The organism is Deltaproteobacteria bacterium, assembly GCA_016931625.1.
In the GTDB taxonomy this organism is placed as follows: Bacteria; Myxococcota; XYA12-FULL-58-9; order XYA12-FULL-58-9; family JAFGEK01; genus JAFGEK01.
This window is the reverse complement of record JAFGEK010000077.1, coordinates 29,049-47,225: the sequence shown is the minus strand read 5'-3', so window position 1 is coordinate 47,225 and position 18,177 is coordinate 29,049. Positions and strand designations below refer to the sequence as shown.

18 protein-coding genes are annotated in these 18,177 nt (G+C 38.0%); 9 read left to right on the top strand and 9 right to left on the bottom strand.

The features are described 5' to 3' along the window. Positions 1-436: 436 nt before the first annotated feature. The gene (locus JW841_06975; GenBank protein ID MBN1960672.1) at positions 437-1,609 is read left to right on the top strand and encodes a hybrid sensor histidine kinase/response regulator; all 1,173 of its coding nucleotides are present in this window, start codon (positions 437-439) and stop codon (positions 1,607-1,609) included. 17 nt (positions 1,610-1,626) lie between these two features. On the opposite strand, the gene JW841_06970 is transcribed toward JW841_06975, so the two are convergent. The 5 genes from JW841_06970 to JW841_06950 form a co-directional block, all read right to left on the bottom strand. After that, positions 1,627-2,547, bottom strand: coding sequence for a hypothetical protein (locus tag JW841_06970; protein MBN1960671.1), 921 nt, complete (start codon positions 2,545-2,547; stop codon positions 1,627-1,629). 60 nt (positions 2,548-2,607) lie between these two features. Further along, entirely contained in the window at positions 2,608-4,248 is a 1,641-nt protein-coding gene (gene pgi, locus JW841_06965) for a glucose-6-phosphate isomerase (protein MBN1960670.1), read from the bottom strand. A gap of 130 nt (positions 4,249-4,378) precedes the next feature. Further along, the gene (locus JW841_06960; protein ID MBN1960669.1) at positions 4,379-4,801 is read right to left on the bottom strand and encodes a helix-turn-helix domain-containing protein; all 423 of its coding nucleotides are present in this window, start codon (positions 4,799-4,801) and stop codon (positions 4,379-4,381) included. A 114-nt stretch (positions 4,802-4,915) separates the two neighbouring features. Continuing rightward, positions 4,916-6,580, bottom strand: a complete 1,665-nt coding sequence (locus tag JW841_06955) for a SpoIID/LytB domain-containing protein (GenBank protein MBN1960668.1) — start codon at positions 6,578-6,580, stop codon at positions 4,916-4,918. 11 nt (positions 6,581-6,591) lie between these two features. Further along, positions 6,592-7,155, bottom strand: coding sequence for a peptidylprolyl isomerase (locus tag JW841_06950; GenBank protein MBN1960667.1), 564 nt, complete (start codon positions 7,153-7,155; stop codon positions 6,592-6,594). A gap of 285 nt (positions 7,156-7,440) precedes the next feature. Here JW841_06950 and JW841_06945 point away from each other — a divergent pair, with 285 nt between their 5' ends. Together JW841_06945 and JW841_06940 are read left to right on the top strand one after the other, a co-directional pair. Next, positions 7,441-7,812, top strand: coding sequence for a hypothetical protein (locus JW841_06945; GenBank protein MBN1960666.1), 372 nt, complete (start codon positions 7,441-7,443; stop codon positions 7,810-7,812). A 64-nt stretch (positions 7,813-7,876) separates the two neighbouring features. Continuing rightward, positions 7,877-10,507, top strand: coding sequence for an LPS-assembly protein LptD (locus JW841_06940; protein MBN1960665.1), 2,631 nt, complete (start codon positions 7,877-7,879; stop codon positions 10,505-10,507). A gap of 6 nt (positions 10,508-10,513) precedes the next feature. Here the strand turns inward: JW841_06940 and JW841_06935 are convergent, their stop codons facing one another. From JW841_06935 to greA, 3 genes are all read right to left on the bottom strand, one after another. Continuing rightward, positions 10,514-10,705 carry a hypothetical protein gene (locus JW841_06935; protein MBN1960664.1) on the bottom strand — a complete coding sequence of 64 codons (192 nt, stop codon included), beginning with the start codon at positions 10,703-10,705 and terminating at the stop codon, positions 10,514-10,516. Between the two features lie 127 nt (positions 10,706-10,832). Further along, complete coding sequence (locus JW841_06930) at positions 10,833-11,258, bottom strand: SRPBCC family protein (GenBank protein ID MBN1960663.1); 426 nt, start codon at positions 11,256-11,258, stop codon at positions 10,833-10,835. A gap of 60 nt (positions 11,259-11,318) precedes the next feature. Continuing rightward, on the bottom strand, positions 11,319-11,795 hold the full coding sequence (gene greA, locus JW841_06925; GenBank protein MBN1960662.1) for a transcription elongation factor GreA: 477 nt from the start codon (positions 11,793-11,795) through the stop codon (positions 11,319-11,321). A gap of 175 nt (positions 11,796-11,970) precedes the next feature. Between greA and ndk the strand changes: the two genes are divergently transcribed. Continuing rightward, positions 11,971-12,387 carry a nucleoside-diphosphate kinase gene (ndk, locus tag JW841_06920; GenBank protein MBN1960661.1) on the top strand — a complete coding sequence of 139 codons (417 nt, stop codon included), beginning with the start codon at positions 11,971-11,973 and terminating at the stop codon, positions 12,385-12,387. Between the two features lie 24 nt (positions 12,388-12,411). Here ndk and JW841_06915 read toward each other — a convergent pair whose 3' ends face one another. Further along, positions 12,412-13,188 (bottom strand): TIGR00282 family metallophosphoesterase, encoded by a 777-nt coding sequence (locus JW841_06915; GenBank protein ID MBN1960660.1) that lies wholly within the window; start codon positions 13,186-13,188, stop codon positions 12,412-12,414. 102 nt (positions 13,189-13,290) lie between these two features. Here JW841_06915 and JW841_06910 point away from each other — a divergent pair, with 102 nt between their 5' ends. From JW841_06910 to JW841_06890, 5 genes are all read left to right on the top strand, one after another. Then, positions 13,291-14,574 carry a serine/threonine protein kinase gene (locus JW841_06910; GenBank protein ID MBN1960659.1) on the top strand — a complete coding sequence of 428 codons (1,284 nt, stop codon included), beginning with the start codon at positions 13,291-13,293 and terminating at the stop codon, positions 14,572-14,574. After that, a complete protein-coding gene (locus JW841_06905; protein ID MBN1960658.1) occupies positions 14,571-15,509 on the top strand; it encodes a LysM peptidoglycan-binding domain-containing protein in 939 nt (312 codons plus the stop codon). The genes JW841_06910 and JW841_06905 overlap by 4 nt, the downstream gene beginning before the upstream one ends. 266 nt (positions 15,510-15,775) lie before the next feature. Continuing rightward, on the top strand, positions 15,776-16,681 hold the full coding sequence (locus JW841_06900) for a sugar kinase (GenBank protein MBN1960657.1): 906 nt from the start codon (positions 15,776-15,778) through the stop codon (positions 16,679-16,681). Between the two features lie 172 nt (positions 16,682-16,853). Beyond that, positions 16,854-17,591 (top strand): iron hydrogenase small subunit, encoded by a 738-nt coding sequence (locus tag JW841_06895; protein MBN1960656.1) that lies wholly within the window; start codon positions 16,854-16,856, stop codon positions 17,589-17,591. A 7-nt stretch (positions 17,592-17,598) separates the two neighbouring features. Continuing rightward, positions 17,599-17,997 carry a hotdog fold thioesterase gene (locus JW841_06890; GenBank protein ID MBN1960655.1) on the top strand — a complete coding sequence of 133 codons (399 nt, stop codon included), beginning with the start codon at positions 17,599-17,601 and terminating at the stop codon, positions 17,995-17,997. The last annotated feature ends 180 nt before the right edge of the window (positions 17,998-18,177 follow it).

Here is an 18,177-nt window from a genome sequence, read left to right as displayed (position 1 = left end):
CTATAAAATTTTACATAATTTTATCACTAAACATATTATTATCTTATTTGGCTAATAATATTTTTTACATATATTTACTTTTTTGTTTATTTTTCATTTTTTAAAACGCAATCAGATGGAATAAGAAATATTCAAATTTTATTAACATGTTAGTAAAAATTTAATATTCTACTTCAAAATTGAATTGCCTCTTTGAGCGCAAGTCTATAAACGCGAAGTAGTGTTTTTTAAAATTACGTTCAATAATGAAACAGATAAGGTACGCCAATCTGCAACTACATAATCTTAAACGTAGATTACTACTTAAAAAAGCCTTATCCACAAAATTTAATTTCAAGAATAACATCTAGTTATTATTGTAAAGTGAAGTATTAGTTAGGATAAGGTATAGAGTATAAGTGTAAAGTATACGAATTAGGGGTAAGGAGAAATAAAAATGACGGTTCCTGATGGCTTGATCCTCTATGTCGACGATGAGCGCACGAACCGTATCGTCTTCGAGCAATGCTTTGGCCGACGTTTTAAAATTACTACGGTTGCTTCTGCAAAAGAAGCTTTAGAATTTCTAACCAATAATAATGTCGCTGTAATAATATCAGATCAACGAATGCCAGATATGTCCGGTAATGAATTATTACATCGAGTGAAAGATCTCTATCCAGATATTATACGTATTGCAGTTACAGCATACAGCGATCTCGATCCAATTCTGCGCGCTGTTAATGATGGTTTGGTGGTTCGTTACATAATCAAACCTTGGGATACTGCAGATTTTGAACAAGTACTAACTTGGTGTCTTGAAGCTTTTCATTTAGGTCGAGAAAATTCAACTTTACATTTACGTCTAATTCAAACAGAAAGATTGGTCACTCTTGGCAGTATAGCTGCAACTGTTATTCATGATTTAACTCAACCATTATCTTATTTAATGACTAATTCTGAGCGATTAAGTCAGCTTATCCCTGCAGTACCTGCTTTAGAAAATTTATTAAAAAATCATGCTAGTGAACTCTCAAAAGATAATAACCAACAATTAACCGAGTTAGCTGAAGAATTGCCTCATATTGTCAATGATATGCTTGAAGGATGCCGTCTAATGCATGCCCTAACTTCTAGCATGCGAAAACTATCTCGGCCAGCCAATGCCCTTGAACCAACACAATGTGACCCACTTCCGGTTATTCGCTATGCAATATCAGTCTGTAGAAATCTTGCATTAAGTGTTCGCGGTACAATAAGTTATAATGGCGCAGCAACTTTACCTAAAGTTGCAATTGGCTCCACAGAATTGAGCCAAGCGCTAATCAATGTCATTGCAAATGCCGCTCAATCTCTTGGAAGACTTAATACTCCGGGTGGTAATGTTACTGTTCGTGTGACTGATACAAAAAACGCATTGGATATTATCGTCGAGGATACCGGTCCCGGTATGACTTCTGAAATCCTTGAACGAGTAGGAACTCCATTTTTCTCAACACGACAAGATGGTACTGGACTTGGAGTGGCACAATGCCGACGTATGGTTGAACGTGTCGGTGGTAATGTTAGTATCGAAAGCACAGTAGGAACCGGAACAATAGTACAGATATCACTACCGAAGTTTATGTAAAAATGTATTTTAAAACCTTACTCTTTATTTTCATTAATTTGTTGTTCTTGTTTTAGCCTTCTATCTTTTCTATGCAGGATACTTCTTAAGGCTAAAGCTATTCCCCAAGGAGCAAAAATAACTCCTAAAGCGACAGAGATAGTCATTAAACCAGCATATGGTTGGTTAGTTGCGATACGAGCAGTGAAATACCATATTCCTGAGGCTAAAAGCATACCACTAATCAAAGACCAAGGAGGAGGTATCATTTGCGTCTGAGCTAAACCAATGCTAAACAGTAAACCTAAAATCCATAACGCAAAAACTGCTGTACCAGGATAATCTACAATTCTGGAAATGGCATAAATCCAACTACTAATTATATTTAATATATTTTTATTGCTGCTTACGGCCACATCAATTCGCTCAAGTTTTTGTAAAGTTCGTCCAAATGGTCCACTTTGATCATTACGCACACTATGAATCAATGCCTGAAAAGGTTCAAATCCTACAAGAGGGGCAATACGTTGATCCACAATGACATCATCGACTCTTAAAGAAATACTACGTTCATCAAAAGCTCTAGCTAACACCTCAACAGCTTCTGGCCAACGACCAATAGGAATCAAAGCAGCAACTTGTTCGAGTCGTGCATCAGAAGAAGGATCAAGCTTGGCGGCAAGCTCAAAAAAATTGGCTGCTTCAGGTAATTGCCCACGATCACGAGCAATCAAACCTCGTTGCCGAACCAAAGGTGCTATACCTGTTCCTAAAGTTTTCTCGGCAGCATCAGCAATTAACTCTGCGGTGTCTAAATCGCCACTTTGCCTTGCTTCATCTATTTGTTTTACCCATGAAGAGAGTGGCTTTTTAAATGGATGTAAAAAATCATCATAGTTTTGGGCTGCAGCATTGCTTACGAATAAAATTGTTACTAGAAAGCCAACTCGCCTATACATCAACACGCTCTTCATTAGTTAACCTTATGCTAGAGACATGCTTTTTTAAATAAAATAATATCAGACTGAAGATTTATATTCATTAATGAGCTGATTTGTCGATGAATCGTGGGTACTTATGGATTGCTTATCTTTAAGTTCAGGTAATATTCTTTTGGCAAGTTGTTTGCCAAGTTCTACACCCCATTGGTCATAGCTATTTACATTCCAAACAATCCCTTGCACAAAGATTTTATGTTCGTACATAGCTAATAGCATACCTAAAGATTCTGGCGATATCTCATCTATTAAAAAGCTATTAGTTGGACGATTGCCAGGAAAAATCTTATGAGGTATTAACAACTCCACTTTATCTTTTGGTAAATTTGCTGCTTCTAATTCACAACGAACCTCATCTTCAGTTTTACCGCACATTAGTGCCTCAGTCTGTGCAAAAAAATTGGCAAGTAAAATGGGATGATGATCACCAATGTGATTATGAGTTTTTGCTGGAGCAATAAAATCAGCAGGTATCAATTGGGTTCCTTGATGCAACAATTGATAAAAGGCATGTTGTCCGTTGGTACCTGGCTCACCCCAAATAATTGGTCCTGTCGCATAATCTTTAATTTCAGCACCACTTCGATCAACGCGCTTACCATTTGATTCCATATCTACTTGCTGTAAATATGCAGGCAGACGATGTAAATATTGGTCATACGGAAGCACAGCGTGAGAGGTAAAATTAAAAAAATTGTTATACCAAACCCCCAACATCGCTAAAAGCACTGGCATATTTTTATCTAAAGTTGCATTGCAAAAATGCTCATCCATTGCATTTGCACCAGCTAATAATTTGCTAAAATTTTCTGTACCAATCATACAAGCAATGGGTAGTCCAATAGCAGACCAAAGTGAATAACGACCTCCTACCCAATCCCAAAATTCAAACATATTGGCTGTATCAATGCCAAACTTGGCAACTTCTTGTGCTGCGGTACTCACCGCCACAAAATGTTTAGCTACTGCATTTTCGCTACCTAATTTTTCACACAGCCAAGCACGAGCAGAATGTGCATTAGTGAGGGTTTCCTGTGTTGTAAATGTTTTTGAAGCAATGATAAACAGAGTTGTTTGTGCATCAAGGTGTTTTAATGTTTCAGCAATATGAGTACCATCAACATTAGAAACAAAATGTGGCTGTATATCTGGATGCCAATATGGACTCAGAGCTTCAGTGACCATCATAGGTCCTAAATCAGAACCACCGATACCTATGTTTACAATATCTGTTACTTTTTTTCCGGTATAACCTTGCCAAATTCCTGAACGAACTCGTTCAACAAAATAATACATTTTTTCAACAACTGCTTTAACATTAGGCATAACATCTTTACCATTAACCTTAATCGGACAATCAAAATGATTACGTAAGGCGACATGCAATACTGATCTACCTTCAGTGAAATTAAGCGTTTCACCTTTAAACATACGATCACGTTCTCTTTTAACCTCACATTTATTTGCTAAAGCCATAAGTAATTTAATTGTTTCATCAGTAATACGATTTTTCGAATAATCGAGAAATATTGGCCCAACGCGCAAAGAAAATTTTCGTCCACGTTCACTATCGCTGGCAAACATATCTTTCATATGAATGTTACAAATTGCTTGGTGATGCAGCTTAAGTGCTTGCCATTCTTGTGTGTTAGTCAAAGACATTTTTGCCTCCAAATATATAGTAAATCGGATGAAGCCCCATTTATGAGTTTCTTTATAGGCGGCAACTTGAAGCTTTTGTTTAAAGGAGGCAAGAGGGATAATGACCCAATTTAACTAAAAACAAATTTTTTTAATTTTCACTCTGCAACTTGTTATTTAAATCACCTAATAATCTATGAAACTGTGGACATTGAGCACATACTTGTTTTTTATCTTCCCAGTTACGTAACGATTTGCCTGAACAAATATTACCACTAATTAGCCAGCACAGATGACCTTGGCGAGTACGAAAAGCCAGACACGAATTACGCTGGTTTTCAAAACAGTTCTTAATCTCCCAGCATCGTTGCGAACAAAGATTAGGTCCTCGTTCATGAGCAATACGTAAAAGTAGCAATGTTTTTTCAAGTGCGGGACTTGGTTTACGCCATCCTTGTTCACAACTTTGCACCGTACGCGGGGATACTCCTAACAAAGTCGCGAGTTGCGATTGACTTAAAGCCATTTCTCTTCGAATTTGTTTTAGGGAGAGTATATTTTCCCAATCAATCATTTTATCCACTCCTTAATTATTACATCTAAATTACAAACATAATGGATGCCTTAAGACGCATTATGTCAAGTGTAACTGTGAAAAATATAACAATAACTTTATGCCATTTTATAATTAATACAATTTTTCTAGGTATGCACCGTTATAATAATGTGCCAAAATTTGATCGAATGTATGTAAAGCCTGAGCTCGGCCAATAGCCCCTAGCTGGCACATTCCAACTCCATGACCCCAGCCAGCCCCATGAAATGCTACTTCTGTTAAGTCGCCTGCTTGGTTTCGTGATATATCAATTATGAAAGCAGCTGAATTAAGGTTATTAAAAAGGCGCCGAATCGGTAGTTCATGAATAACATCAACGCTGCCAAGTTTTCCAATTAGGCTTAAAATTATTACTTTTCCTCCAACCCCACGTCTTTTAATAACCAAATCACGCAATGCACCAATATTGCCATATTGTGGCTGCAGTAGCTTTGATAATTCATCTGCTTTAAAAGTGCGACTCCAACGAACTTTTTGAGATGCCTCTTTAGCTGCATTTGCGCAAAATGATTTTGGGGTAATATTAATCCATGCCGGTATAAGTTTTTCATTCAACCCAGCGACAAAAGGAGCAAGTTCGGGATGTTCGTGAACATCAAAATCTGGCCGACCACGTAATGCTGGATCTGGCTCATCACCCCAGACCGCGTCATTATCTTCAGTATATCCACCACAACTAGCTGAATACACACAATCAACAAGCCGGTTATTTAAAAACAACACCTGGCCTGCTGTCTCCTTTATAGCCTCTTTCGAGCGTGGATCTTCACGTGATGTGCCAGCATATACTTGACAATGTTGAAAGCTACACAATTGAAAGGGATCAGCATGATGTCGACGCCCAAGCTTAGCTAACATATGATTGCGTGCTGCTACTGCCTGAGCCTTTAATGCTTCTTTAGGTGAGGAAGCATAAAGTTCAGCAGGCACGGTCCCTTCTAATAAATTTTCTATCCCTAAAACATTAATAACCGCTAAATTACCTTCAGGATTAATAGCAATATACAGTTCTCCACGATAACTACGGTCTTCATAGCCATGCCAGCGATAACCCCGACCATATTCAACTTTATCGACTTGCAAAATACCTGATGCAGCTTGCAGATGGATATAGTCTGTTGCAACTCCTAAAACACGCTTAGTTGCAAATACTTCTAAGTTTCCATGTGGTAGTTTTGTTAACTTTGTTTTAACTTCTGCATGCACACCAAAACGATAAAAAAAATCGGTTGCTTGTTGTTGAGCTTCTGCTTGATTAGTAGCATTTATGTATAAACGATATTCACGATTATCAATAGCTCGATAGCGCAAAGGTAAAATCATTCCTTCAGTATTCACCTTGATCTGCTTTATACCTTTATTTGTCCAGGTTGCTAAAACTTGCTTTAACTTTATTTCATCGCCATAAGAAGAACCTGCAAAATCGACGTAATACTGTCGTGTAGCTGTGGTTGCTTGATTAACTTTTATTCTGATGGATTCGCCATTATTTATAGTATAATGTCTTTGTTGTCCTGCTTGCCAAAAATCAATATCGACAGTTGAATCAGCACGCAGAGTTACTTGCTCTGTATCATTAACGACCCCTACAGTAATTAACGGCTCACTATTTTTTGTTAAAGTAACTTTTTTATCATAAAGCTGCGTGAATACATCTGATGAATTCGGAGATAATGGCGGCTTACTTGCAAAAGCCATTGCAGCAATAGCCGCCATTATCAAACCAATTGTGGTCATTTCTATCAAAGCTATCTGATATCAATATTAATACTTTCGATTACAACTGGTTTTGCCGGTCTATCGTTTGCATCTACTTTAGTGCTTACTATTTTCAAAACCACATCAAATCCATCTGTGACTTCACCAAATACTGCATGTCGACCATCAAGATGAGGTGTCGGGACTTCAGTAATAAAAAACTGAGAGCCATTGGTATTTGGGCCAGCATTGGCCATTGATAAAATGCCTGGTTTGTTGTGTTTTAAAGAAGGTATAATTTCATCAGCGAAACGATAGCCAGGACCACCGCGACCATTACCTTCTGGATCACCACCTTGGATCATAAAATCTTTAATAACTCGATGAAAAATAGTGCCATTATATAATGGCGTACCTTGCATATTACGACCATTTTTATCAATCCAGGGCATTTCTCCGCGAGCTAAGGCAACAAAATTGCCAACCGTAATTGGACATTCATTAGCAAATAAGCGGCAAACAAAATTACCCAATGAAGTCACAAAGGTAGCCGATACTGTAGCATCTGCTGAAAATTTAGGAAGAAATGGAGGGGTAGCATTGTTTAAAGACATATGTCCTCACTAAGTTATGTGGTTTTTAAGTACCTTAGAACGATTTTTTACTAACCATACCAATAGTCTGTACTGCGCTTGTAACGCAAGTGACTACCAGTCCGTACCGCGCATGAAAATTTTTTTAGCTAAGCAAAATTTTTGCTGTATATTTTTCAATATGTTAGCCTTCTTTTGCCTATATAAACTTAAAAACTAGGGGCAGTTAACATGTCTTCTTTGTACACTTTACTAAATTTATTTTTTCGACATTTATTTGCGAAGATTGCTTTTTTTACAGTCGCGATGTTTATATTCGTTAGCAGTGCCAATGGACAAAATCTTGATGGAGAAATACAAGATCTCACATGGGTTGGTTTTCAGCAGTTTCAAGACGCCTCTCGAGTGTTCGTGCGTACAAGTGATAAGGCTCATTATAAAGTTGATAGCTCTCGTGATAATCTGGTCATTTTAATTCTTGAAAATGCCAAAGTACCCCTATTCAATAATACCCGTCCATTATTAACCCAGCATTTTGCTGGCCCAATTACTTCAATTGTTGCCAAACCAATTGAAGGAGCTTCCCCAAGCGTAAATATCGAGATCCGTTTGCTACGTAAAGTTACTTTTAATGTGTCGCAAACCGATACCATAGTTGCATTGGACTTCTCGCGCTAGTAAGAGCACATCAGTTATGCAATAGGGTGTAAAAAAATGCACTATTGCCTTAAGGCTAAAACTGATGCTGCATCTTTGGGGAAATAAAGTAATTCTAAAAAAAATTCGACCGCTATTTCTTGCTTTTTTGTGCAATTTATCAATTTTTGCGTTTACTGCCCCTGCCGCGGCAGCAGAAATTAGCACTACACCAATGTTGCAAGGAATTACTAATGGTGGTCCTTGTACAAAACTTGAACTTGCCTCCGAAAACATGGATTGTTCGCGCAAATCATGCATATTACGCCAACGTGCAAGTCTTTTTTGCGAAAGTATTCGTCTCTGGGCAGATGAAATCGAAGTGCAAATCACCGAGCAAAATAATTTTGCTGGTGCCATTGCTCGTAGCAATGTTCTACTCGTAGAAGATAAAAAATTAATTACCTGTAGCAGCGTAGTGCTTGGTGCTGATCGAATTAAAGCTAGCATGAATGATGCTGTTATACGTGTTAAAGCTGGCACTGATATTAGATCAGATTCAAAAATACCGCTTGGGCGTAATGACATGGTCATCGCTGGTAAGCAAATTGAACGCCTCGGTAAAAACCAATTGCATATTGAACAAGGTAATTTTACTAAATGTGATTGTGGTGGTGACCTACCCTCTTGGAGTTTAAGTTCTAATTCTATTGACGTTACGATGGGTGAACGCGCTACTATTTGGTGGCCGGTTTTTCGTATATCTCCATTTGGCAATCTGCAAATACCCATCACCCCCCCAATGCCACCTCTTTCAATACCATTAAAAAGCCGTGCTACTGGGTTTCTGCCACCCAAAATCATGTTTTATAAGCCACCATGGCCAATGTTAGATCTACCATTTTTTATTCCGCTAAGCGACTCCTGGGATTTAACCATCATTCCAGGTATTCGTACCGATTGGTCATTAGACCATAAGTATTCACCAGAAACTTGGGGTGCACCACGCTTAGGTGCAAGATTACGATATGCGCCAATACTAGGAACTGAAGGTGAATTTACAATTTCTTGGACACATGATGGCGACCATGCCATGGTAATTAAAGCCTGGAAGGACGATTGCGATGCTAGACTTAAAACAGCAAAAGAAGAAGCTGATCCAACCTTAAAACAAGAATTATTAAATAATTGGCAGAACGATTTATATTGTAATCCAACCAACAAAAACGCTTTTAATACCGCGCTTGCAAATAAAATTGCAAATGACCCTCGCTACGATTTAGTTGAACGCTATGCTTTGTCTTGGTCGCATAAAACAGATTTTTCTAAAAATCTGCGACTGCTATTACGCGCTGATTGGATATCAGATGATAATTATCGTTTAGATTTTGGTGAGACGCTAAACCAACAAGTCAGTGTCTATATCCCTTCGCGCCTACAATTGCAATGGCGTTCTGCATTGGTCTCTGCACTTATTGGTGCTGATTATTTGCTACGTGTTGGCAATACTCCACAAAAGCTAACAAATCTACAATCTACTGAATATCGCTCACCACAGCATGGTCCGGTGATGCGACTTAACCTATTGCCTATCAACGTGACCTCGGGTTTTTATTTAGATGGCTCGTTTAGTTTTGAACGTATTGGCCCTTGGAGTGCTTATGCTGCTCCTGCTTATGCTTCGTATATCAACTATGAACCAACTTTATTTATAACACGTGCTGCACCAGCATTGGCATTTTCTAGGCAACTAGGACCGTTGGCATTATCTGCTCGTAGTAGGATCGATACCGCAATTTTAAGTGGCAATGGTCCACTTGATGACGCTAGGGAAAATACTGCCATAATAAATGAAGCTGATGCTTCAATACAGTTTGCAGGAAAATTTGGACAATATATTCATGTATTAACCCCACATATAAGTTACTTAGGTATCCCTTGGCGTCGAGGCAGGCGTGTCAGTGACCTTATGTATCGTGTTGATGGTACAGTCTCATTAGATCAAATAAATGCTCTTCTTCGTCGTGACCATATTTCGCATCAAGGTATAGTCTCACTCACTCAAGATCTCTCCCAGCAACAGCTAAATGGCCTTAATCGTTTAGTTACATTAGATATAAGTCAACCATTTAATTTAGAAAATCAAAGTTTATTAGCAACCAATCTTTCTTTAAATTTTAACATCCCTGGTTTAATGAGTGGTGGTACTGAGGCTAGCTTGTATTTGCTTGGTCTTGCAACCAAAGATAATCCTGACACCACAAAAATAAATGAAAGTTTAGTCTGGCGTCAATTTGTTGCTTGGGCTTCGCCTCCGGCAGTTGGTCCGTTTTCATTATCTGCAACTTATCGCCGAATAGCCCCTAATTCTGGCCATCTCTTACGTAATATTTATCAATTCGAGTCGTTACCTAATAAATATATACCCGGTGCAAAATGGGTTCATTATGTTGATACCAACATTAACTTGTCTTTACCACCCCGTTTCTTTCTTTCTTACAACACCTCCTATTACTTACATAGCCCAAGAGAAAATGACGAAGCTGATTTAGAAAAAGAAGGATTAACTGCTCATAATTTTTCAGTACGGTATCATTCACCTTGTGAATGCTGGGACCTAACAATATCCGGCAGTAAAAGCCTTAAAGCAATAAATGCTGTCGACCGTAACTGGCGATTAAATATTTTAATTAGTGTTGGCGAATATAGTTTGGGTTCGGGCTTAAGTAATCAATAACTGCTATTAAATATCAATAATCACCACGCCGCGCTTTTGACCTTTATCCTCTTTGTCATGATTAGATTTTTTTTCACTCGGTATATGTGGCTTAGGATCATTAACAGGTAGATCTAACCTTGGCTGTTCATGACGCGCACGTTGACGCTCACGCTCTTCGCGCTTTTTTAGTTCTTCAATTATAAAACTGTCGAGCATTAGCCCAACTCCTGCCAAGCAGTCTTGGCAAACATACTCAACTATATAAAAAAACCTCTACTTATATCGTAGGTTGGCTAAACCAATTCTGCAAGAAATTCTATAAATTCAGTAGTTCTATTTATATTTACCGTATATTTTCTGCGTGGTTACGAAAACGTTGGAGCATATCTGGCAAAGTTGTCCCTAAAAGTCTTGTACTGACTGATTTTGGGATAAGCCCTCGTAGTTTGACTTCAAGAGCGTAACGAGCCAAAGTTTTGTCATCTTTTGGTTCAAGTTCCCAGCTGCCATTATTTAAAGAAATCATTTTAGCATAATGTAGTGTCCACGATAAACGTCTTGGTGGTTCTTCAACTAATCTCAAGGTGTAACTTACGCGCATAATTAACTCTATTTCAAAACGCACTAAAGCTATGCCATCTTTGCGTGATTCAACTGTAACTGATTTCATATCTGGCAAAAAATCGCTATAGTTTTCATAATCAGTAATGATATTAAAAACACACTCTATTGGTGCGTTAATTAATATTTCTTGCTGCACTTGCGTCATTGCTGCACTTTCCCCTTAACTAAAACTAGCTTGGTAAAATTAATCTATTAGTTAATGCAATTAGGCACCGAATGAAACATCAACTATTTCGACTAAACGTTTTTTACTTTTGCCCGGTATTTGTACTTCATCGCCAATCTCTTTACCTACCAAAGCTTTTCCTACTGGCGAAGTAATTGAAATGCGGCCATTTTCAACATCTGCCTCAACTTCACCAACTAAATGGAAATTTAAAGTTTCATCAGTTTCGACATCAAGTAATTCAACTTTTGCGCCAAAAACAACTCTATTCCCAGAAAGTTTACTGGGATCAATAACTTGTGCGCGCGATAGCTTGTCTTCGATATCACGAATTTTCGCCTCAATAAGACCTTGACGGTTTTTTGCTGCGTGATATTCAAAATTTTCTGATAAATCGCCCAATTCTCGAGCTGCACCGATTTCTTGGCTTATTTGGCGACGATCTACCGTCTTTAAACGATGTAATTCTTGTTTAAGCTTTTCGTGGCCAGATGGTGTAATTGGAAAGCTGCTCATAACCTGCAAGTTATTCTACGAGACCCTTAATCGGCAAGAGGTGAACTTCTGAAATCTAGCATTTTTTTAAAACTAAATACACATAAAATTATATCTTCTTATTGCATATTTAGTATAGCTCTGGCACATCGGCGGCATAAAATTAACTCTCGCAATTTAGGAGTTTATCAAAACAATGATTGAACGAACCCTTTCTATTATTAAACCTGATGCTGTACAAAAAGGTCTCATCGGCACCATTCTATCCCGCTTTGAGAGTGCAGGGTTAAAAATTATTGCTACGCGTATGGTCTACTTATCTAAAAATAAAGCTGAAGAATTCTATATGGTTCATCGCGAAAAACCATTTTTTAACTCTCTCGTAGAATTTATGACCAGCGGCCCAGTAGTTGCCAGCGTGCTTGAAGGTGAAAACGCTATAGTAAAAAATCGTGAATTAATGGGCGCTACCGACCCTGCAAAAGCAGAACTAGGCACTATACGCAAAGATTATGCACAAAGCGTTGAACGCAATGCAGTACATGGTTCGGATGCAAAAGAAACAGCAAAAATAGAAATTGCCCATTTCTTTTCAGGCATTGATATTTTTTAACTTAGAATATTTCTTTAAGTAGGGTCACCCCCTGAATTTGCGTTTTACTCTTTCTATGCTACGCGCCTTTCCACTTTCATCATCAATATCTATTACTACACCGCAAAGCCATATATTGTCTTTAGCTACCTCATGTGGAGTACGACGTTGTGTTAAAAAACGCTCAATAGAGGTTCGAATTTCCATACCAATTACAGAATCATATGGCCCGGTCATTCCTGCGTCAGTTAAATAGGCCGTACCATTCGGCAATATTCGTTCATCAGCAGTAGGAATATGAGTATGGCTACCAATAATTGCAGAAACTTGACCATCAAAATACCAGGCTATTGCTTGTTTCTCACTGGTAGCCTCAGCATGTATATCTACAAATATATATTTTATATCAGCCATTGTTTTAAGTTCACGTTCAATTGCAGCAAAAGGGCATTCAAGATTGCGCATAAAAACACGACCCTCCACTTGAATGATTCCTAGTTTTTTATCACCAGGCAAATTGATAACCGTAGAACCACGCCCTGGTGCATTTGGGTAATTTGCTGGGCGTATTATTCTTGATTCGCGATCAAGATAAGGTTCAAAATTACGGTAGTGCCAGACATGATTGCCGGTTACCAAAACTTCGGCTTTGGTTAAAAGCATATTAGATATTTCTGGGTTAACCCCTTTACCTGCCGCAGCATTTTCACAATTAATAATCACCACATCGAGCGATAATTCAGAACGTAGTGGCGTAACCAAATTCATAACCGCATTACGTCCAGGCTTGCCAACCACGTCACCAATATAGAACAAACGCATGCTACACCTCAAAAAACCCAATAAAAATATTGCAAATAAACCTTCTACTTTATTGCAGTAACGGTTGAAAACAAAACGCAGCCGGAATAACGTCTTACCTTAATGGCTGCTGAAAAACATATTAGCTCATTTAAAATCCTTGAAGAAATTGGCTCCGGCGGTATGGCTGTGGTTTATAAAGCCGAACAACCCTCCTTGTCACGTTTGGTTGCAATTAAAGAGCTACGTAATTCACTTACATCAGACAAATCAATAAGCAAACGTTTTGAGCGTGAAGCAAAAAGTGTAGCACAGCTTGCACACCAAAATATTGTTCATATTTATGATTTTATTTCTCGTGCGTTATCCATGTATATCGTTATGGAATATGTGGATGGCATCGACCTCTATGCTTTATTGACTAAAGTAGAGCGTTTACCACCAGATATTGCCGGCATTATTGCGCTGCAAGCAGCGCGGGCTCTTGAATATGCGCATTTCCGTGGTGTGGTTCACCGTGATTTTAAACCCTCAAATTTAATGATAACCAAACAGGGCGATGTAAAACTAATGGATTTTGGCATTGCCCGTGATGAATCCTTTGATGACTTAACACGACCTGGTACTGCGTTAGGCACACCCGCTTATATGTCACCTGAGCAAATAATGGGACAAAAGGTCGATCATCGCTCAGATATCTTTTCGTTTGGAATTGTACTGTATCAAATGTTAACCGGCCAAAAGCCTTTTATTGAAGATGACACAAAAAGTGTAATGCAACGTATACTTACAGAGGCATATATACCACCAAGAAGGTTATATCCTGATGTACCCTGGAGTTTAAATCGCATTTTACGTAAATGCTTAGAAAAACGTCCTGATAAAAGGTATCGTACCACTGAATTGCTGCGTCGTGATCTTGAAAGTTTTGTAGCAAAAAAAGTTAGAATTAATTACAACGGTCGTTTATTAATTTATCTGCGGCATCGTGATCTCATTAATGATAGTGAAGCAACAACTTATGTTCCAAAAGAAGAAATAGAAACTCAAGGTGCCGCGACCGACACAGGTGGTATAGATTCACGTAGTGCGGTGTTAAAACCATTGTTTACGTTTAACAGCATATTACTTATTATTTTTGCACTGTATGCATTCTCAATTTCTCATTTTAACATTGGTTCTGGTTTTGCAAAACTTCAAATAAATGCTGTGCCTTGGGCCGAAGTATATATTGATGGCCGTTTGCATGATACTACACCTTTTGCTGAACCAATTATGTTACCAGCTGGACAACATGTTATTGAATTTCGCAACACCTATTATCCTACTGAAAAACGCATAATCGAATTACAAAGCGGCGAAACCAAACAACTTAATATCACGCTTAAGAAAAGGCGTAGACCATGAATAGCCGCAGGCTAACTATTAGTTTGATATGTATATTGATATTATTTTCGCGTTTTGCCACCGGTACGACTTTTCATAATTATAACAATGAAAATTTAAACAGCATTGCGAGTCAATATTATGGCGCTGCTTGGAAGTCAGTTTATATTCTGATAAAAAATTCAATAGATAATGAAAGCAAAATAGCTACAGGAACGCGCTTATCTATCCCTGCATGTTACACCTATAAAATTCGCCGTGGCGATTCAGTTGCCGAAATTGCTAAGCGTCACTTAGGTGATCATGAACGTTATAAAGCATTAATGAGTGAAAACAATATTCGCAATCCTAATGATCTTAAGATTGGTACAGAGCTGTTAATGCCTTTTCATTTACGTCATAAAGTCATTGCTGGTGATACTTGGGCAAAGATTTCTCAAAAATATTATCGTACTACAAAGAAAGCTAATTTAATCAAAGATTACAATCCAAACATTAAGACGCTTTTAACTGGGTCAAAAATTATTGTACCAATTTTTGACAATGCTACGCTTATGGCTTCAAAACGACATTTTGCTACGCACAATGCAAATGAAAACAAATCAAAAAATGACGAAACTATAGATAACTCGATAAATTCATTATCAAACAGTAAAAATTTACTAAATGATACCATAGAAATTTATAAGAATGGTGAATTTGCAAAGGCACGTAGTAATCTTGAAGATCTGTTGGCTAATAAAAAATTATTAATAAGTGATCGCGCAACTGTTGCACGTTATCTCGGTTTTTGTGCAGTTGCTGAAAATGACGATAAAGCTGCTTTTGATTATTTGCTTACATCATTTGAATTAGAACCCAATTATCGTCTTGACTCAGTTACTACCTCACCAAAAATACTTGCTATTTTTCAAGAAGTCCTCGATAGCAAAAATTTGGCAAACAACGATGATTAGAACGCTTTCCAATTGGGTTGAGCGTATACGAGGGTGTGTAGACCGTCGCCGAGTTAAGCACCCGAGGACCAAGCAGCTTAAGGAATATTGGACATATTTCGAGCAGCGGCGGGACGAGGCTGCTTAACGCAAGGCAGGTATGCACGCTCGCAGTAGCTCAATGCGATTGGAAAGCGCTCTAAGTAAGGCTGTAGCTATATTCAGCTTAACTTAACCTATTTGTATTAATTTAGGAAAATTGATTTTATAATTTTTTGGAGATAATCATGGAGATCTTAGTAGTAGGTACTTTAGCTATAGATTCAGTGCAAACTCCTTTTGGTCTGCAAGAAGAAATTCTGGGTGGTTCTGCATCATATTTTGCTACTGCAGCTTCTTATTTCAGTCAGGTTGGTATTGTTGGTGTTATTGGTCATGACTTTCCCCAAGAACATCTTACTTTTTTCAAAAGTCGCAATATCGATACCACAGGAATATGCACCCTCGATGGCAAAACTTTTCGTTGGAGTGGCCGCTACGATGATAATCTTAACATTGCTCATACTCTTGAGACACAGCTAAATGTTCTGGCGCAATTTCGTCCTGAATTACCGCCAAATTATCGTGACGCTGAATATATTTTATTAGGCAATATTGATCCCGCATTGCAATTAATGGTGCTTGAACAAATTAACAATCCTCGTTTAGTCGTGTGCGATAGTATGAATTATTGGATTCAAAATCCGCAATATCGCAAACAACTAGAACAAGTTTTACCACATGTAAATGTATTATGTATTAACGATGCGGAAACGCGCCTTCTAGCTAATGAATATAATCTCGTAAAGGCAGCCAAAATCATTCGCAATATGGGTCCACGTACTCTCATTGTAAAACGAGGTGAGTATGGCGCTTTATTATTTGATCAAGATAATATTTTTGCGGCACCTGCCTTTCCTCTTGAAGAAGTTCGTGATCCTACTGGAGCTGGAGATTCATTCGCAGGAGGCATGATTGGCTTTCTTGCAAAGAATCAAGAAATAAATGCCAATATATTAAGGCAAGCTGTTGCAATGGGTAGCGTCATTGCTTCATTTGCGGTTGAAGATTTTAGTCTTGAAAGATTTAAACGCCTAAATTTAGATGAAATAAATAAACGTTTCGCGGATTATAAAAAATTGACTGTTTTTTAATGGTCATTTCTCGATCCACCTAACGTTGCAGTTTTTACTATTAAAAAAAATAACTAATGGAAAGGAACAAATATTATACGTCAGCCATGATAATGATGATGGTGCACACAAAGAGATAAACGCAACTCAACTTGGCGGCGAAAAAATTGGCGTTGACCCTAAAGATATCTTTATGGTCTCAGTAATGCCTTGCACTGCAAAAAAATTTGAAATTCAAAGACCCGAAATGTTTATTGATGGATTGCCAAATGTTGACGCTGTACTTACGACTCGCGAATTAGGTCGCATGATTCGCGAAGCTGGCATTGATTTTGCTGAATTAACTGATAGCGAATTTGATAATCCTCTTGGTTTCTCAACTGGCGCTGCTGATATTTTTGGCATTACCGGTGGTGTCACCGAAGCAGCATTGCGTACTGTTTATGAAGTTATAACTGGACGAAAAGTACCATTTGAAAATTTAGCAATCACACCTGTTCGCGGTTTTGAGCAAGTTAAAGAAACAGCCGTTACTTTTGAAAATGTGCTGCCAAAATATAAAAAACTTGAAGGCACCACCGTACGTATTGCAGTTACCAGCGGGCTTGCAGGTGCCAAAAAGCTAATGACGCAGATAGTCGAGCAAAAATCGCCCTATCATTTTATAGAAGATATGGGTTGTCCAAGTGGTTGTATTGCTGGTGGTGGTCAACCGCGACCAACTACATTTGAAATTCGCGAAGCTCGTATGCATGCAATTTACCAAGAAGATATGAATAAGCCAAAACGTAAATCACATGATAATCCATTCATTAAACAGCTTTATGATGAATATTTAGGCGCTCCGTTGGGTCACAAATCTCATGAATTATTGCATACTCATTATGTTGAACGTGGTCGTTTCAATGAGCGACTAGCTGCTAACTTATGAATATAACATGAATATTAAAAACCTGACTTTTACCAATACTATAATAGATTATCTCGGTATTGAGGTCAGGCAAGCAACTTGTGACTTAGTAATTATGACAATGCCCGTCGGCCCCAAAGTGCATCAACCTTTCGGTATATTGCATGGAGGAGCCTCGGTTGTTTTAGCTGAATCTGCTGCAAGTTTAGGCACATGGCTAAATATCGATCAGCAAAGGCAAACAGCCGTTGGCATTGAAATCAATGCCAATCATTTACATCCAATGCAATCAGGATTACTAATCGCTACAGCTACACCTCTATATTGTGGCCAAAAAAATATGGTTTGGGATATTAAATTACATGATGAGAGTAATAAGTTAATCTGTGTGTCGCGCTGCACTGTGGCAATAATTACTAAAAAATAGCATGCATCTTGTTAAAACACCAAAACCCTCGTATTATTAACTAATTATTAGTTTTATACATTTCTATGAATTTGCTCTATAGAATGCCAATTTTGTATAACTTTTGTAACCACTTTACTTTATTATTGTGAATGAAGATATGTTGCCCCTAGTGAGACACACACAATAAAAAGCAAGACA

Coding starts and splice junctions, on each gene's coding strand:
- JW841_06900 (MBN1960657.1), top strand. CDS start 15,776: ATGGAGATCTTAGTAGTAGGTACTTTAGCTATAGATTCAGTGCAAACT.
- JW841_06955 (MBN1960668.1), bottom strand. CDS start 6,580: ATGACCACAATTGGTTTGATAATGGCGGCTATTGCTGCAATGGCTTTT.
- JW841_06895 (MBN1960656.1), top strand. CDS start 16,854: ATGGTCTCAGTAATGCCTTGCACTGCAAAAAAATTTGAAATTCAAAGA.
- JW841_06945 (MBN1960666.1), top strand. CDS start 7,441: ATGTTTATATTCGTTAGCAGTGCCAATGGACAAAATCTTGATGGAGAA.
- pgi (MBN1960670.1), bottom strand. CDS start 4,248: ATGTCTTTGACTAACACACAAGAATGGCAAGCACTTAAGCTGCATCAC.
- JW841_06905 (MBN1960658.1), top strand. CDS start 14,571: ATGAATAGCCGCAGGCTAACTATTAGTTTGATATGTATATTGATATTA.
- JW841_06970 (MBN1960671.1), bottom strand. CDS start 2,547: ATGTATAGGCGAGTTGGCTTTCTAGTAACAATTTTATTCGTAAGCAAT.
- JW841_06930 (MBN1960663.1), bottom strand. CDS start 11,258: ATGACGCAAGTGCAGCAAGAAATATTAATTAACGCACCAATAGAGTGT.
- JW841_06890 (MBN1960655.1), top strand. CDS start 17,599: ATGAATATTAAAAACCTGACTTTTACCAATACTATAATAGATTATCTC.
- JW841_06910 (MBN1960659.1), top strand. CDS start 13,291: ATGGCTGCTGAAAAACATATTAGCTCATTTAAAATCCTTGAAGAAATT.
- JW841_06940 (MBN1960665.1), top strand. CDS start 7,877: ATGCTGCATCTTTGGGGAAATAAAGTAATTCTAAAAAAAATTCGACCG.
- ndk (MBN1960661.1), top strand. CDS start 11,971: ATGATTGAACGAACCCTTTCTATTATTAAACCTGATGCTGTACAAAAA.
- JW841_06935 (MBN1960664.1), bottom strand. CDS start 10,705: ATGCTCGACAGTTTTATAATTGAAGAACTAAAAAAGCGCGAAGAGCGT.
- JW841_06960 (MBN1960669.1), bottom strand. CDS start 4,801: ATGATTGATTGGGAAAATATACTCTCCCTAAAACAAATTCGAAGAGAA.
- JW841_06950 (MBN1960667.1), bottom strand. CDS start 7,155: ATGTCTTTAAACAATGCTACCCCTCCATTTCTTCCTAAATTTTCAGCA.
- JW841_06975 (MBN1960672.1), top strand. CDS start 437: ATGACGGTTCCTGATGGCTTGATCCTCTATGTCGACGATGAGCGCACG.
- greA (MBN1960662.1), bottom strand. CDS start 11,795: ATGAGCAGCTTTCCAATTACACCATCTGGCCACGAAAAGCTTAAACAA.
- JW841_06915 (MBN1960660.1), bottom strand. CDS start 13,188: ATGCGTTTGTTCTATATTGGTGACGTGGTTGGCAAGCCTGGACGTAAT.